Here is a 16,138-nt window from a genome sequence, read left to right on the forward strand (position 1 = left end):
TCATGGCCGGACTCGCCTGCCCTGGGACTCCGCAGTCGTCGAAGGCCATGTCAACCGGATCATTCGTGGAATCAGCGAGGTCAAGCCGTGTGCCTGTGCATCACGCCGAGGTAGTGGCGGTCTCGGTGCGGCACGTGGTTGTCCCGGCCGGGGAGGCTGAAAACCGCGCAGACGTCAGCCGGCCGAGTAACGATGCTGGACTGGCTGCCGAACGTGAGGGTGGCGTTGACGTGGTGCTCACAGCCTGCGGTGTCCAGGGCCGTGACCAGTTCCTCGCGGAGCACGGTGGCCTCGAACGACTCTGATTCGGGCAGGATGAGGGCTGGGAGCTTCGCGGTCGAGCCGGGCCGGAGACGGATCCGGATGCCGCTGACCGCCCGCTGGGTGACGTCCAACTCCAGTCCGTCCCAGGAGTACGGATAGCCGTCGATGTCGGGCCCCTTCATGCGGATGGCGGGGTGCGGACGCCCCGGACCGAGGAGGTCCTCGGCCTCGGTCAGGAGCATTCCGCAGTGCAGAGGCCCGATCCGGCCGATGCGGGCGAAGTCGACGAGGACGTCCATCAAGGTCACGGCAGCGACTGTGCCACGCGCCCGGGCGGCTTCGCACTCCGATATCAGCTCGGCCTCGGCACCTCCCTGCCCTTCTTGATGTCGACGATCGGTAGGAAGGTGGGAGGGTCCCGCCCCGCTTTCGTCGCGGCTCAAGCGTCGTCGGCTGGCCGGGCCGTCTCGTGGTCCGGGAAGAGGGTGGCGGCGACATGATGGGTGTCGGCGTATTCGACGACCGAGGTGATCTTGCCGTCGCGGACGGTGAAGATGCCGAGGCAGCGGTTGTCGTAGCGGCTGCCGTGCACGGTTGTGGCCCTGGAGGTCCATTCCGCTACCACGCGGTCGTTCTCGGCGATGGTGCCGACCAGAGCTATTTCCAGGCTGCCGGGGACGAAGGCCGGCCCCATGCCGCCGAGGAAGTCGTTGATGATCGCGTCGCGGCCGTGCCACACCTTGGAGACCGGCAGGCTGCCCGGGTAATGCCAGGTCGCGTCCTTGGCGAAGCTGTCGTGGATGACATCGGCGTCGCCGTCGCGCACGGCCTCGACGTAGCGGATGACGACGCTGCGAGGGTCGGTGGTGAGGTTCATGGTCGTGCTCCTTGGGCTGCGGTGCGGAGTGTGTGGTCGGGGAACGGCGATCACCGTTCGGGGGTTGGAGTTCGGGGTTCGGGGTTCGGGGTTCAGGAGAGGGTGAGGACAGCTTTGCCGCGGATGCGGCGGTCGCGCAGGTCGGTGAGGGTGGTCGCGGTGTCGGCCCAGTCCGTGACGCGGCCGATCTCCGGGTGCAGGCGGCCCTGCTCGGTCAGCCGGACCAGCGCCGCCAGATCGTCGTCGAGGCGGGAGTCCGCGTCGAGGTAGTGGAAGTGGCGGATGACGGCCGACTCGGGGCCGTTGAAGAAGTCGAAGAAGTCGAGCGTGGCGGGCGTACGGCTGGCCTGGCCGAACCAGACGAGCGTGCCGCGCCCGGCGAGCCGCGCCAGAGCGAGCGGAAGGGCACGGCCGCCGGTCGACTCCAGCACGACGTCGTAGGGGCCACGGGCGTCGGCGACGTCGTGGACGACTTCGGCGCCGAGCTCGGCCAGCCGGGCGCCGCGTTCGGCGTCCCGGGTCACGGCGGTGATCCGCGCCCCCGCCGCGGCCGCGAGTTCGGTCACGTAGTGGCCCACGCCTCCGGACGCGCCGGTCAGCAGGACACGCCGGCCCAGCACGGGCCCGGCGACCCGCAGCAGCCGCAACGCGGTGAGCCCCGCCAGCGGCAACGCCGCGCCCTGGAGCACGGAGACGCCGTCCGGCAGCACCGCGAGGGCGTCCGTCGGCACCGCCACGTACTCCGCCCAGCCGCCCGCCATGGGATGGCCCACGACCCGGGTGATCCCGGACGGTCCGCTTCCGTCGGCGGCCGGCTGCACCACCAGCCCCGCGATGTCCTTGCCGGGCCGCTCGCCGGGCACCGGCTTTTCCAGCTTGAACGTCTCGCCCCGGTTGACCGAGAACGCCTCGACCTTCACCAGCGCCTCGTGGGGGCGCGGGGCCGGCTCGGGGACGTCGGCGAGTACGACTGGTGCGGCGGGATCGCCGGTCGGTATCAGGGCTTTCATCGTGGTCCTCTTCCTCGGTGCTCTCCGGGGCCGTCCCCGGTGTGGCGCCCGGTGTGGCGTCGAGGACCATCTGACCGGGCGGCGGGGCGGACCGGCCAACAACGCAGCCGCCCGGCCGACAACGCACGGTTGTCGCATAAGGTCAGCGGCATGGATCTCGACCTCGCACTCGTCCGCGCGTTCACCACGACCGCCGGAATGCTGCACTTCGGGCGGGCAGCCGGGGAACTGAACACCAGTCAGCAGGCACTGTCCAAGCGCATCGCGCGGCTGGAGAAGCTGCTGGCCGTCCGGCTCTTCGAGCGCGAGGGCGGCATCCGGCTGACCGAGGCGGGTGAACGGTTTCTGCCGGCCGCACACGAGGCGTTGACGGCGGGCGAGCGCGCGATCGCGGCAGTATGCGGTGCCGGTTCGGCCGTACGGATCGACACCTGGGGGCACCTCTACGCCCCGATGCGCACCGTCGCCCAGGCCGTGCAGGCGCTCGGGCCGATACGGCTCGAACCCGGCCCGGGACGCGACTGGCCCTCGGTCGCGCAGGCGCTGCTGCGCGGCGACACCGACCTGGGCCTCGGCCGGGTGCACCAGCTGCCCGGCGGCCGCGACGCGGGCCTGACCCAGCGGCTGGTGCGGCTCGAACCGGTCGACGCGTTGGTCGGCCCGTCCCATCCGCTGGCCGGCGCGGACGCGCTGCGCCCGGCCGACCTACGCGAGTGGCCCCTGTGGTGCCCGGCCGAACTGACCCGCCTGGACTTCCTCCGCCGGTTCGCCGACCACTTCGCCCTCAACCTGCGGCAGGACGGCCCCAACCTGGGCCTGGACCACCTCGTTCAACACCTGCGCGGCGACGCCGGGTGCTTCACCCTCTTCCCCGCCGACGCCCCGCTCCCCGACCACGCGGGCCTGCGCGCGATCCCGCTCGTCGAGCCGACCCCGCTGTACGCCTGGTCGCTGGCCTGGCGCGAGTCCGCCCGCCACCCGCAACTCGACACCCTGCTGCGCGGCTTCAGCGAAACCGGCCGCTCCCTGCGCTGGCTGGACTACGACCCCCAGCGCGACTGGCTCCCGGACACCGACCACGCGAAGCTCGCGGGCCGCGCCCTCTGAGGTCCGGCTGTGGTGGACCAAGAACGGGCCGGCTTCGTGATGACGGCCACCGTCGAGGCCCCGCGCTGGGGCCCGACAGCGGGTGACGTCAGGCGGACCGGCTGACGTCGTCGAAGTCGGTGGAGGCCGACAGTTCGGCCCACGCCAGCATGTCGCGCTCGAAGGCGTCGCGTCCGGCCCGGACGAGCCGAAGCGCGTCGTTGCCGAGCAGCAGACGCCTCGGCGGCCGGTCGGCCGCCACGATGCGCAGCACCGCGGCGGCGGCCTTGTCCGGGTCGCCCGGCTGGGTCCCGCTGCCGTGGATGCGCCGGGCGCGCAGCGGCTCGAACAGCTCGTCGTAGTCGGCGATCGCACGGGGTGCGCGGATCATCGAGCGGCCGGCCCAGTCGGTCCGGAAACTGCCCGGCTCGACGGCGGTGACATGGATGCCGAAGTCGGCGACCTCCTTGCCGAGCGTTTCGAGGATGCCCTCCACGGCGAACTTGCTGCCGTGGTAGAAGCTGAGGCCCGGCATGGTGATCAGCCCGCCCATCGAGGTGACGGCGATGATGTGGCCCGAACGGCGCTCCCGCATGTGCGGCAGCACGGCCTTGATCACCGCCACGGTTCCGTAGACGTTCACCTCGAACTGACGGCGAAGGTCGTCCATCGACGACTCCTCGAAGAGGCCGTCATGGCCGAACCCGGCGTTGGCGACGAGTAAGTCGACCGGGCCCAGGTCGCGCTCGGTCTCGTCCACGACCGTGTCCACCGCGCCATGGTCGGTCACGTCCAGGATGCGGGCGTGCGCGTCGCCGGCGAGCGCCTCAAAGGCCCGTGCGTCGGCGGGCGTGCGCACCGTGCCCACCACCCGGTGGCCCGCGGCCAACGCCGCGCGCGCGACCCAGCTCGCCAAGCCCGCCGCAGGCAGGCCCCGCCGCACGGCGACGCGTCCGCAGCCGGTCCGCCCGGGGCTGCGCGATCTGCTCCGGATCCTCGAACACACCCCCGCCCTTGTGCTGGGGCGGCGACTGGACGTACTTGCGTCCAACCAGATGGCACGTGTGCTGCTCACCGACTTCGACGCGCTGCCGCACCGCGAGCGGAACCTGGTGCGGTTCATGTTCTGCGACGAGACCGCCCGCTCGCTGTATGCCCACTGGGACACCCACGCCCAGGACATTGTCGCCTCGCTCCGGCTCTACGCCCGGACGCCATCCCCACGATCCACTGCTGGCCGAACTCGTCGGCGAACTCTCGATCACGGATGAGGACTTCCGCCGCTGGTGGGCCGACCAGAACGTACATCGGCACACGCATGGCAGCAAACACTTCCACCACCCGATCGTCGGCCCGCTCACCCTCAATTACGAGTCCCTCACCCTGCCCGCCGACCCGAATCAGCGGCTGAGTGTCTACACCGCCGAGGCAGGCTCCAGCTCCGAAGAGGCGCTTCGGCTACTGGCCGCGTGGATTCGGCAGCCCGAGCCTCGCACGGGCACCGTCACCGACGCCCGGCTGTCGGCCTACGCCGACTTCTACACCGAAGCCACCGGGCAGCCGTTCCGCCCCGAGAACGCCGCGAGGCTGCTGGTCGACCGACCCCCGCTGCCCCACCTGACGCTCGACCTCCTGACCCCGGAAGGCGGGATCGCCGCCCAGGTCACCGCAGTGATCGCGGGTGAGGCGGCCACCGTGGACACGGTCCTCCACCGCCACGGGATCAGCGCCGGGCAGCTGACCGCGCTGCTGAGCGCACTCATCGGCCGGCTGCGACACGACTACCCCGAGGCCACACGTATTGACGTACAGGAGCACAGCGGTACACCCGTCGCCGAGGCGCTCACCGCCGCAGGCGCCCACATCGCCCACCGCTGGCTCCGGTACCGGCTCCCGCTGAGGGAAGAGCACCCGGACACCAACTGACTATCAGGGAGTGTCCGACGGGCCAGTGGCTAGGAGGCTTCGGTGTCGTTCCGGCTGTGGCTCCGTCCGTGACCTGCATCAGAACACGCATGTGGGCATCATTGGGCGGCCGGTGCGCACGGCCGTCGCCACCCGACACGGCAGCGTCGCCGCGCCAGGGCCCAACTGACCTTTCCTGCTCAGCTGTTGAAGGGCGACTTCCCGGCAGATCCGAGCCGGGCCGGCCCACCCTGGGCTGTCGTGGAACGTCACGCGGAGGGCGCGCAGGTGTCTCGGCCCTGGATCGCCGCCGCGGCCCGATGCAATGCGGCAACGACCGTTCGGGTGGCCTTTCGTGCGATGCGCTCGGGCCGGTGGAGCACGTCGATGTGGCGGCGGGCGTGCACTCCGCTCAGCGGCCTGAGGACGACGTCGGAGTGGGCACGGGTGGTCCAGCGAGGCATCAGCGCGACGCCGCCGCCGGCTGCCACGGCCTCGGCGACCACCGCGAACTCGTTGATGCGGTGGACGATATCCAGTCGGCGGTTGGCGACGCTGGCGATCGCCTCGATGGTGGCCATCAACGGGAAGCCGTCGTGGACGGTGATCCAGGGCTCCTCCGCCACATCCCGCGGCGAGAGCAGCGGTTGGGAGGCCAGCGGGTGGCCGACCGGCAGAGCGACGTCGAGAGGCTCGCGCAGCAGAGTGGTGGCGGTCACCGTCCGGGGCCACGGCAGAGCGTGGTCGAGGCGGTGGGCGAGCACCAGATCGTAGTCACGGGTGAGGGCCGGGAAGCGGTCCTGGGCAACGTCCTCGTCGGCGAGAGCCAGCCGGGGGCTGTCCGGGCCGGCGAGGCTCTGCAGCAGGAGCGGGAAGAACGCGGAGGCCGCACTGTGGAACGCCGCCACCGATACGTCCCCGTCCGGTCGTCCCGCGAAGTCGGTGATGGTGTGCCGTGCCCGGGCCAGCGCGGTCTCCACCTCGATGGCAGCGCCGGCCAGGGCCTGCCCGGCGTCGGTCAGCACCACCCGGCGGCCGGCGCGTTCGGTGAGCGGAACGGAAAACGAACGCTGCAGCAGCCGCAGCTGCTGCGAAATCGCTGAAGGCGTCACATGCAGTGCCTCGGCGACGGCGCTGACACTGCCCAACTCTCCCAGTTCGCGCAGGATCCGCAGCTGCCGTTCGTCCATCCTGACAGTGTAGGGCTGCTACAGCGTTGTTGAAGAACTTGGTTATGGCCTTCAAGATCCAAGTGGTGCAGCGTGGGGACATGCCTGTTGCCCGCCGCACCGATGTGGTGCTCCTCCTCGTCGCGCTCGTCTGGGGTTCCAGTTACCTCGCGGCCAAGACGGCCACCGTCGCACTCCCGGTCATGGCGGTGCTCTTCGCCCGATACGCGATCTCCGCGCTCGCATGCGGCGCCCTGGTCGCCGCTCGTCGCCGGGCGCGCGGCTGGACCCGCGCAGAGATCCGCGTCGGGTCGCTGCTGGGACTCACGCAGGCGGCCGTTCTGGTGCTGGAGACCTACGGAGTGGCGCACACCAGCGCCTCGAACGCGGGGCTGATCATCAGCCTGACCATTGTGCTGACGCCGCTGCTGGACCGTACCGGGGGCCGCCGCAGACTGCCTCCGACGTTCTTCCTCGCCGCCGGCCTCTGCGTGCTGGCTGTCGGACTGCTCACCTCCAGCACCGGACTGCACGCGCCACGGCTCGGGGACGTTCTGGTGCTCGCCGCCGCAGTGGTCCGGGCGGGGCACGTCGCGCTCGTCGGTCGGCTCACCACCGACCGCCCCATGGACCCGCTGCATCTGACGACCGTCCAAACCGTCGTCGGCTCGGCGCTGTTCCTGCCGCCCGCCCTCACCCACATGCCCGATCTCGCCCACGGCAGTGCCGCCACCTGGGCCCAGTTGATCTATCTCGCCCTGTTCTGCAGCGTGTTCGCCTTCCTCGCCCAGACCTGGGCCGTGCAACGCACTTCCGCCAGCCGGGCCAGCCTTCTGCTGGGCACCGAACCGGTCTGGGCCGTCACGGTCGGGATCAGCCTCGGCAGCGAACGGCTCACTCCGTGGGCCGCACTCGGCGCCATGCTCATGATCACCGGGACCTACTGGGGCCAGGCCGTCGAACGCACCCACCGCACCACCACACTGAAACCCGCGAAAGAGGACGCAGCGTGCCCGACCACAACACCTACCAGCGCCTGATCGACCTGCCCGACACCGCCAGGACCCCTTACCGGCTCATCGATCACGAACCGGAAGGCACCACGGACTCGGTCAGCGCCCTGCGCGGGCATCCCGCCTCCCATGCGGCGAAATGCCTCATTCTCAGGGCCAAGATCGACCGGCGGACCACGCGCCACGTGCTCGCGGTCGTCCCCGGAGACCGACGCGTCGACCTGGACGCCGCCCGCCTCGACCGCTCAGCGGCCATCTCCGGCTCCGACTACGCCCAACTCGCCCGACCACGCATCGAACGGATCGCCGGCCCGCAGGCCCCTGACGCGCAAGAACCCCCACACCGGTATGAGCACAACGCCATCTGACCCGGGTGTCCAGACACTGCCCTTCGAGCGCCGCGGTGTCGGCGACGGCACTGCGGCGGTGCCGGACGGCCCAGGGCTCCGTCCGGGGTCGGCGGGCGTTTCACCTGCTACCGGTCGAGCTGCCTACTCCACCGCGTACAGCAGCCTGTACTCAGCACCATCCGCCCTGAAGCGCAGACTGCGCTCACCAGGCGTATCCGTAATCCACTGCTCCCCGAGCTTGCCATCCCCGCCCGAGGCGCCGGCCTCGCCGAGTGATACAGCGATCGTCCCCGTGAAGTCGCAGTCGTACTTGACGGTGTACATCCGATCTCCCAGCACCGTCCCATTCCACACAGTGCCGCGATCCTGGACAACGAGCCTCGGCTCATCGGAGCCGCTCCAGCCCTCAGTCGTGACGCACTTGAGCTTCTCCAGATACAGCTTGGCCATACCGTCCCCTGTGAAGGATCCTTCTCGACACTTCACATCCTGCCGAGCCTCGATAAACGATCACTAAATGCTCTGGCACGACCTTCGCCGCACGGCCCCGCCGCACAGGTGAAAGATCGAGCCGGCAATACGGCACGAGTGCGTAGGTGTCAGGAAGTCATGGAGGCTCCACGCTCCTCGGCGAGCGGGGGGCGCGGGCTGTCGAGCCGGTGCAGTCAGATCCTGCCGAACGGAAGGAAGTTCTTCCCTATCCGGCATTCACTGCCGAAGGGGTATCTAACGGCGACCACGACACCCTACTCTGGAGCCGCCCCGGTCGCGTCGACGGACGTACGGACGTGGTGTACGGCATCGCGCCGGTGCGGGCGATCCGACCTGTCCGTCCGTCCCGGTCGTATGCCCAAGTCCCCGGGCTCGGTGCACCGCGTCACCAGGGAGGCGAACGTGCCCAGTGGGGCTGGATCGACCGATTCCGCACCCATCGCGCCCTCCGGCGACACCGTCCCGGGCGCTCCCGACGCGCCGGTGATCTCGCTGCCGAAGGGTGGCGGTGCCATCCGGGGGATCGGGGAGAAGTTCACCGCGAACTTGGTGACCGGCACCGGCGGGCTCTCGGTTCCCCTCGCGATCAGCCCGGGACGGTCCGGGTTCGGCCCGTCCTTGTCACTCGGTTACGACTCCGCCGCCGGCAACGGCCCGTTCGGGATCGGCTGGGGTATCGGACTACCGGCGATCACCCGCAAGACCGACAAGGGCATTCCGCGCTACGCCGACGACGGCGGGGACTTCGAAGACACCTTCATCCTGTCCGGCACGGAGGACCTGGTCCCCGTCCTGGTGGAGCGCGGTGGAGAGTGGATCCGGAATCGCCGGTCGTGCAGGGTGGACGGCTCGGATTATGTGGTGTGCCGATATCGGCCGCGTGTGGAGGGCCTCTATGCGCGCATCGAGCGGTGGACCGACGTACGGTCCGGCGACGTCCATTGGCGCTCGATCAGCCGGGACAATGTCACCACCGTCTATGGACGTGATGCCGCCAGCCGCATCGCCGACCCGAACGACGCACGCCGGGTGTTCAGTTGGCTGATCTGTGAAAGCCATGATGATGTCGGCAACGCGGTCCGCTACGAGTACAAGACCGAGGACGGCAGCGGCGTCGATCTCGCTGCCACCTGCGAACGCAACCGCACCGCGGCCGATCGCGCCGCGAACCGGTATCTGAAGCGCATCCGCTACGGAAACACGGTTTCCCGGCTGGTCTCCGCCGATGCGGACCATATGTTCGAGATCGTCTTCGACTACGGCGAACACGACGAGAGTACGGCCGAAGTCCGGCCGTGGGCCTGTCGGCTGGACCCGTTCTCCTCCTACCGGGCCGGATTCGAGATTCGCGGCTACCGGCTCTGCCGCCGGGTGCTGATGTTCCATCATTTCCCGGACGAGCCCGATGTCGGTCGTGACTGCCTGGTGCGCTCCACCGAGCTGGTATATCGCGGCGATGCCGAGCGGGGCGGAGTGACGGGCGCATTTTTGGAGTCGGTGTCACACAGCGGCTGGCGGCGGACTTCCGGTGGATATCTCACCAGATCGATGCCGCCACTGGAATTCTCCTATTCCCAGGCCGAGATCGACACCGAGGTACGCACACTCGACGCGGCCGACCTGGAGAACGCGCCGATCGGCGTGGACGGATCGGCCTACCGATGGACGGACTTGGAGGGCGACGGGCTGGCCGGGCTACTCACCGAGCAGGCCGGGACCTGGTTCTACAAGCCCAACCTCGGCGGTGGCCACCTCGGACCGATGCGGGTGGTACGCAGCCGCCCGACCGGCGGCCGGACCGAGCTGCTGGACCTGGACGGCGACGGCCGCCCGGCCGTGGTGGATTTCGGTGGCACCACACCGGGGTTCACCGAACGGGCCGACCAGGACTGGGAGGTGTTCCGGCCGTTCCGGTCCCGACCGGACCTGGCCTGGGACGACCCGAACCTGCGCTTCGTGGACCTCAGCGGCGACGGCCGGGCCGACGTGCTGGTCACCGGCGAGCCGGGCTGGACCTGGTATCGATCGCTGGGCGAGGAGGGATTCGACACCGGCCGCCGGACCTGGCCGTCACGGGACGAGGAATCCGGGCCGCGACTGGTCTTCGCCGACCGCACCTCGTCGATCCACTTGGCGGACCTGTCCGGCGACGGGCTCGCCGACCTGGTCCGGATCCGCAACGGCGAGATCTGCTACTGGCCGAACCTGGGCCACGGCCGGTTCGGCGCCAAGGTCGGCATGGACGGCGCTCCCCGGCTCGACAGTCCGGACCAGTTCGACCCGGCCAGGATCCGGCTGGCCGATGTCGATGGTTCCGGCCCGGCGGACCTGATCTACCTGCACCGCGACGGGGTCCGGCTCTACCTGAACCGGTCGGGCAACGCGTGGAGCGCTCCGCACGCCCTGCCCGTGGCCTTTCCCCGGATCGAGAACGTGTCCAAGGTCGCCGCGATCGACCTGCTCGGCTCCGGCACCGGCTGCCTGGTGTGGTCCTCGCCGCTGCCCGCCGAATCCGGCCGCCAGCTGCGCTATCTGGATCTGATGCGCGGCGGCAAACCCCATCTGCTCACCGGAGTACGCAACAACCTGGGGGCCGAAACCCATATCCGCTACGCCCCCTCGACCCGCTTCTACGCCGAGGACGCCGCCGCCGGGCGCCCCTGGCTGACCCGGTTGCCGTTCGTCGTGCACCTGGTCGAGCGCGTGGAGACGGTGGACGCGATCGGCCGTCACCGGTTCGTCAGCCGGTACGCCTACCACCATGGCCATTTCGACGGGCCGGAGCGTGAGTTCCGGGGTTTCGGCATGGTCGAGCAGACCGACACCGAAGCGTTGGAGGCGTTGGCCGAGGCCGGCAATGTGGACGAGGCCACGTACCGGCCACCCACGCTCACCCGGACCTGGTTCCACACGGGCGCCTTTCTCCCCGGACAGCGGATCTCGCGGCAGTTCGCACGCGAGTACCACAGCGATGACCTGTTACTCCCCGACACGGTGCTGCCGGACGGCCTGACCGCCGACGAGGCCCGGCAGGCATGTCGTTCCCTGAAGGGATCGGTGCTCCGCACCGAGGTGTACGCGCTCGACGACAGTGACGCCGAAAGCCGCCCGTACCGCGTCACCGAGCACAACCATCTGGTCCGGATGCTCCAACCGGCCGTCGGCCGCGCCGACTCGACCGGCGCGCCGCATGCGGTTTTCGACGTACACCCCAGGGAAACCCTGACCGGGCACTACGAGCGCACCATGGACCCGCGGGTCGGCCATGAGCTGACCCTCGCCGTCGACGCATACGGCAATGTGCTGCGGTCGGTGACCGTCGGCTACGGCCGTACCCGCCCCTCCCCCGATCTCGATGAGCGGGACGCGGGGCCGCAGCGGCGTACGCATGTGGTGCTCACCGATCACGACTACACCAACGCCGTCGAGGAACCCGACAGCCACCGTGCGCCCCTGCCCTGCCGGACCCGCGCCTTCGAGGTGCTGGCGCTCCGCCCCGCCGGGGACCGGTTCACCCACGCCGAGCTGACCCGCGCGCTGACCGGCATCGATCAGACGATTCCCTACCAGGACTGGGACGCACTGCCGGCGAAACCGGCACTCCGGCTCACCGAGCACGTACGCACCCTGTACCGGAGCGACGACCTCTCAGGGCCGCTGCCCCTCGGCACGCTCCAGTCCCGCGCGCTGCCCTACCAGGAGTACCGACTCGCCTTCCCCGACGGACTGGTCACTGCGCTGTACGGGGACCGGGTCGACGAACCGATGCTGCGGACCGCCGGATATCTGCGGCACGAGGATGGATGGTGGATTCCCTCGGCGCGGACCGCGTACGCGCCACCGGACACGAGCGAACTGGACCACGCCGCACGCCACTTCTTCCTGCCCTGCCGGTTCACCGATCCGCTCGGTGGCACCTCGACGGTCTCCTACGACGACTACGACCTGCTCCTCGTCGACAGCACCGACCAGCTCGGCAACCGCTACACGGTGGGTGAACGCGACGCCGACGGCAGGACGCTCTCCCAGGGCAACGACTACCGCGTCCTGCGGCCGGCCCTCGTCACCGACCCCAACCGCAACCGGGTCCAGATGGCCTACGACGTGCATGCCAGGGTCGCCGGGACCGCGACCATGGCTAAGCGCGAGGAATCCCTCGGCGACTCTCTGGACGGCTTCGACCCCGACCCCTCCCCCGCGCTGGTGGCCCGATACCTCGCCGATCCGCTCGCGGCCGGACCTGCGTTGCTCAAGTCGGCGGGGAGCAGGTTCTGCTACGACGAGTCGGCATTCTGGCTGCGCGGGGAACCGGCCATGGTCGCGACCCTCGCCCGGCACACCCACCAGTCCGACCTCGCCCCTGGCGAGCAGAGCAGGATCACCCACACGATCGCCTACAGCGACGGTTTTGGACGCGAGGTCCAGTCCAAGGTCCAGGCCGAACCCGGTCCGCTGTCCGAGGGCGGCCCGGTCGTCGAGCCCCGCTGGGCCGGCACCGGATGGACGATCTTCAACAACAAGGGCAACCCGGTCCGTACCTTCGAACCGTTCTTCACCGGGACCCACGCTTTCGAGTTCGCGGTCCTGGCCGGGGTGAGCACGGTGCTCCTCTACGACCCGCTGGAGCGGGTGGTCGGCAGCCTGCATCCCGACCACACCTATGCGAAAACGGTGTTCGACCCGTGGCGGCAGCGGGTGTGGGACGGCAACGACACCGTGCTGACCGATCCCCGGCAGGATCCGGACGTCGGCGGCCAGGTCCGCCAACTGCTGGCCACGGAGCCCGGGTGGACCACATGGCATGCCGCGAGGGCCGACGGGGCCCTCGGCCCCGAGCAGCGGCGCGCCGCCGAGAAGGCCGCACTCCACGCGCACACGCCCACCGACACCCATCTCGACTCCCTCGCCCGCCCGTTCCGCACCGTTGCGCACAACCGGCACGCCAAGGACGGGACGGTCGTCGAGGAGCGTCTGGTGACCCGGACGAGCACGGATGTCGAGGGCAACGTCCGCGAGGTGCGCGACCCACTCGGCCGCGCCGCGATCCGCCACGCCTACTCGATGGTGGGCATGCAGGTGAGCCGGGCAGGCATCGACTACGGGGCCGGGGCACTGCTGCCGGACGTGCTCGGCAATCCGCGCTGCACCTGGAACAGCAGGGGCTTCCGGTTCCGCACCGAGTACGACGCCGGCCACCGTCCGGTGCGCGCCTATGTCAGCGGTCCGGGTCTCGACGGTGAGGTTCTGCACCAGAAGACCGAATACGGCGAGGACCCGGCCCGCAACCTGCGGACCAGGGTTTTCCGGCGGCACGACGGTTCCGGTGTCAGCACCCACGAGGCGTACGACTTCCGCGGCAACCTGCTGGAGGCGACGCGCCGGTTCCCGGTGGATTACCGGCGAGCGCCCGACTGGCGGGAGGAGGTCGCGCTTGAGGAGGAGGTCTACACCGGCCGCACCCGATTCGACGCGCTGGACCGCCCCATCAGCATCACCAGCCCGGACGGCACCGTGGTCCGGCCGTACTACAACGAGGCGAACCTGCTGGAGCGTCTCGTGGCCACGTCCGACGGCCGGGACACCGTGCTGGTCGCGGGGGTGGAGTACAACGCCCGCGGGCAGCGCACCCGGATCGACCACGGCAACGGCGCGCGGACCCGCTACACCTACGACCCGCTGACCTTCCGGCTCACCGCGCTGCGGACCCGCCGTGAGCGGCCGCGTTCCCGCCGCGAGCGCAGGACGGTGCAGCACCTGGCCTACTGCCACGACCCGGTCGGCAACATCGTCTCGATCCGGGACACCGCGCAGCAGAGGACGTTCTTCCGCAACCGGGTCGTCGAGCCCGGCGCGGACTACACCTACGACGCGGTGTACCGGCTCGTCGAGGCGACCGGCCGGGAACACCTCGGCCAGACCGATCCCGGTGACACCGGTGACGCGCCCAGGGTGGGACTCGCCCACCCCGGCGACGGTGCCGCGATGGGGCGTTACCTGCAGCGGTATGTCTACGACGCGGTCGGCAACATGCTGACCCTGGAGCACCGCGCGTCCACCGCTCCCGGCTGGACCCGACGGTTCCGGTACGCCGAGCCCAGTGCGCTGGAACCGGAGGTGACCGGCAACCGGCTGAGTGGTGCGCACGACGGCGACTTCGCGTACGACGCCAGAGGGAACACCACCGCGATGCCCGGTCTGCCGCTGCTGCGCTGGGATCCCGAGGACCAGCTGGAGGCCAGCGCCCGGCAGGTCCGCGGCGCCGGAACCCCGCAGACGACGTACTACTCCTACGACGCCACCGGACAACGCGTCCGCAAGGTCACCGACTCGTCCTGTGGCGAGGGTGGAACGGCGAGGAGAAGCAGCGAACGCCGTTACATCGGCCCGTTCGAGGTCTACCGGGAGTACGGCGCGGACGGCGCGGTGACTCTGGAACGCCAGACGGTGCACGCGATGGACGACACGCGGCGCGTCGCACTGCTGGAGCGGCGGACCCGCGGCGCGGATTCCGGTCCGGAACACCAGGTCCGCTATCAACTGGCGGACCATCTCGGATCCGCCACGCTGGAACTGGACGAGCGGGCCCGAATCCTCACGTACGAGGAGTACTACCCCTACGGCGGCACGGCCTACCAGGCGGTACGTGCCAGGACCGAGACGCCCAAGCGCTACCGCTTCACCGGGCGGGAGCGCGACACCGAGACCGGCCTGTACTTCCACGGCGCCCGCTACTACGCCCCGTGGCTGTGCCGCTGGACCAGCTGCGACCCGATCGACACACCTCAGGCCAGCTCGTACGAGTACGCCCATGGCAATCCGGTCGCGCTGGTCGACCTGGACGGCAGGAATCCGACGCCTCCCACGCACACCATCGACGACATCCTGGAGTTCGTTCGCAACCAGGCGGGATTCGAGGCCGGCGCCAGTACCAGCCCCGGCGCCATCGAGCGGACGGCGCTGAACTTCAGTAGCAAGGCGGCGAGCCCGTTCGGCACCGCGGCGCACGGTCGCGTCGGCGGCGTGCTGCGGGAGTTGCAGCAGCTGGGTGTGCAGGGCGCCGAGCGGATCTACGCCGATGTGCGGGTGATCGGCGGCACGATCACCGAGATCGGCGTCCCGCCGGGGGGTCCGAAAGGGGCGCACAACCTCGATGTGGTGGTCGCCAAGGTCGGTCAGACGCTGGCGAAGGGGAAGAGCCTGCTCGGTGGCGTCGCCGAGGCGATCGGCGATTTCAAGTACGGCGGAGGCCGGATCGCCCAGAAGTACGCCGTCTATCTCTCCAAGCTGCTGACGCTGAACGCCCGTCCTCTGGCGGCCGCGGACTTCATCGAAGACGCCGCGTCCACGGCGGCCAACGTCGAGCAGGCCGCCGCGAGCACCCAGCAGGCGGTGACGGCCACGGTCTCCGCGGCCGCGACCGAGACCGCATCCGTCGCCAAGACCGTTTCGACGACCGCCCAGGTGGCCTCCGAGACCGGCGTCGCGGCCAAGGCGGTGGGTACCGGAGCACGAGCCCTGCAGGCCGCCGCGCCGGTGCTCAAGGTGGTCGGGAAGGTGGCGGCCCCGCTGGCCGTGGCCGCCACCGCCCTCCAAGTGGCCACCGCGAAGACCACGGCCGAGAAGGTCGACGCGGGAATCGGGGTCGTGTCCACAGCGGTCGGTTTCGCGGGCCCGCCGGGGGCGGTCGCCGCGGTCGGCATCCAGGGGACCGCGTACGCCAGCGGCAAGGTGGGCGAAATCGTCACCGAGAAGACCGGCAGCGAGACCGCCGGGGTGGCCGCGGCCACGTTGACCGGAGCGGCGGCAGGGGCGGGGGTCGGCGCCGTGGTGGGAAGCATCGTGCCCGGTGTGGGCACCGCTGTCGGCGCAGGGGTGGGCGCGGTCGTCGGCGCCGGCATCGGATTCGTCAAGTCGTACTGGAAATAGTCGTGTGGGAACAGCTGGAAAAGCTGGAATCGGGGCGGAAGGGCGA

12 protein-coding genes are annotated in these 16,138 nt (G+C 70.2%); 6 read left to right on the forward strand and 6 right to left on the reverse strand.

Annotation, left to right across the window (positions count from 1 at the left end):
• Positions 1-80 precede the first annotated feature (80 nt).
• The 3 genes from ACZ4NB_RS19810 to ACZ4NB_RS19820 form a co-directional block, all read right to left on the reverse strand.
• Positions 81-572 (reverse strand): hypothetical protein, encoded by a 492-nt coding sequence (locus tag ACZ4NB_RS19810; protein WP_467663158.1) that lies wholly within the window; start codon positions 570-572, stop codon positions 81-83.
• A gap of 131 nt (positions 573-703) precedes the next feature.
• Positions 704-1,141, reverse strand: coding sequence for a nuclear transport factor 2 family protein (locus ACZ4NB_RS19815; RefSeq protein WP_467663159.1), 438 nt, complete (start codon positions 1,139-1,141; stop codon positions 704-706).
• Positions 1,142-1,233: 92 nt separating this feature from the next.
• The gene (locus ACZ4NB_RS19820) at positions 1,234-2,151 is read right to left on the reverse strand and encodes a zinc-binding dehydrogenase (RefSeq protein WP_467663160.1); all 918 of its coding nucleotides are present in this window, start codon (positions 2,149-2,151) and stop codon (positions 1,234-1,236) included.
• Positions 2,152-2,301: 150 nt separating this feature from the next.
• On the opposite strand from ACZ4NB_RS19820, the gene ACZ4NB_RS19825 reads away from it, so the two are divergent.
• The gene (locus ACZ4NB_RS19825; RefSeq protein WP_467663161.1) at positions 2,302-3,258 is read left to right on the forward strand and encodes a LysR family transcriptional regulator; all 957 of its coding nucleotides are present in this window, start codon (positions 2,302-2,304) and stop codon (positions 3,256-3,258) included.
• Positions 3,259-3,346: 88 nt separating this feature from the next.
• Here the strand turns inward: ACZ4NB_RS19825 and ACZ4NB_RS19830 are convergent, their stop codons facing one another.
• A complete protein-coding gene (locus ACZ4NB_RS19830) occupies positions 3,347-4,180 on the reverse strand; it encodes an oxidoreductase (RefSeq protein ID WP_467663163.1) in 834 nt (277 codons plus the stop codon).
• Here ACZ4NB_RS19830 and ACZ4NB_RS19835 point away from each other — a divergent pair.
• Positions 4,098-4,508, forward strand: a complete 411-nt coding sequence (locus ACZ4NB_RS19835; protein WP_467663165.1) for an MmyB family transcriptional regulator — start codon at positions 4,098-4,100, stop codon at positions 4,506-4,508. The genes ACZ4NB_RS19830 and ACZ4NB_RS19835 overlap by 83 nt on opposite strands.
• Entirely contained in the window at positions 4,420-5,163 is a 744-nt protein-coding gene (locus ACZ4NB_RS19840; RefSeq protein WP_467663167.1) for an MmyB family transcriptional regulator, read from the forward strand. Before ACZ4NB_RS19835 ends, ACZ4NB_RS19840 begins: the two co-directional genes overlap by 89 nt.
• A 248-nt stretch (positions 5,164-5,411) precedes the next feature.
• Here ACZ4NB_RS19840 and ACZ4NB_RS19845 read toward each other — a convergent pair whose 3' ends face one another.
• Positions 5,412-6,332 carry a LysR family transcriptional regulator gene (locus ACZ4NB_RS19845; RefSeq protein WP_467663169.1) on the reverse strand — a complete coding sequence of 307 codons (921 nt, stop codon included), beginning with the start codon at positions 6,330-6,332 and terminating at the stop codon, positions 5,412-5,414.
• Positions 6,333-6,412: 80 nt separating this feature from the next.
• On the opposite strand from ACZ4NB_RS19845, the gene ACZ4NB_RS19850 reads away from it, so the two are divergent.
• Positions 6,413-7,351 carry a DMT family transporter gene (locus ACZ4NB_RS19850; RefSeq protein ID WP_467663171.1) on the forward strand — a complete coding sequence of 313 codons (939 nt, stop codon included), beginning with the start codon at positions 6,413-6,415 and terminating at the stop codon, positions 7,349-7,351.
• Positions 7,321-7,692 carry a YbaK/EbsC family protein gene (locus tag ACZ4NB_RS19855; RefSeq protein ID WP_467663173.1) on the forward strand — a complete coding sequence of 124 codons (372 nt, stop codon included), beginning with the start codon at positions 7,321-7,323 and terminating at the stop codon, positions 7,690-7,692. The genes ACZ4NB_RS19850 and ACZ4NB_RS19855 overlap by 31 nt, the downstream gene beginning before the upstream one ends.
• Positions 7,693-7,815: 123 nt before the next feature.
• On the opposite strand, the gene ACZ4NB_RS19860 is transcribed toward ACZ4NB_RS19855, so the two are convergent.
• Positions 7,816-8,124, reverse strand: coding sequence for a hypothetical protein (locus ACZ4NB_RS19860; RefSeq protein WP_467663175.1), 309 nt, complete (start codon positions 8,122-8,124; stop codon positions 7,816-7,818).
• A gap of 444 nt (positions 8,125-8,568) precedes the next feature.
• On the opposite strand from ACZ4NB_RS19860, the gene ACZ4NB_RS19865 reads away from it, so the two are divergent.
• Entirely contained in the window at positions 8,569-16,092 is a 7,524-nt protein-coding gene (locus tag ACZ4NB_RS19865) for a SpvB/TcaC N-terminal domain-containing protein (protein ID WP_467663177.1), read from the forward strand.
• Positions 16,093-16,138 lie beyond the last annotated feature (46 nt).

Source organism: Streptomyces sp. NPDC026575, from assembly GCF_055567415.1.

Bases quoted from the DNA above. Each gene is read 5' to 3' on its own strand.
- ACZ4NB_RS19815 (WP_467663159.1), bottom strand. From the start codon at position 1,141: ATGAACCTCACCACCGACCCTCGCAGCGTCGTCATCCGCTACGTCGAG.
- ACZ4NB_RS19820 (WP_467663160.1), bottom strand. From the start codon at position 2,151: ATGAAAGCCCTGATACCGACCGGCGATCCCGCCGCACCAGTCGTACTC.
- ACZ4NB_RS19825 (WP_467663161.1), top strand. From the start codon at position 2,302: ATGGATCTCGACCTCGCACTCGTCCGCGCGTTCACCACGACCGCCGGA.
- ACZ4NB_RS19845 (WP_467663169.1), bottom strand. From the start codon at position 6,332: ATGGACGAACGGCAGCTGCGGATCCTGCGCGAACTGGGAGAGTTGGGC.
- ACZ4NB_RS19850 (WP_467663171.1), top strand. From the start codon at position 6,413: ATGCCTGTTGCCCGCCGCACCGATGTGGTGCTCCTCCTCGTCGCGCTC.
- ACZ4NB_RS19860 (WP_467663175.1), bottom strand. From the start codon at position 8,124: ATGGCCAAGCTGTATCTGGAGAAGCTCAAGTGCGTCACGACTGAGGGC.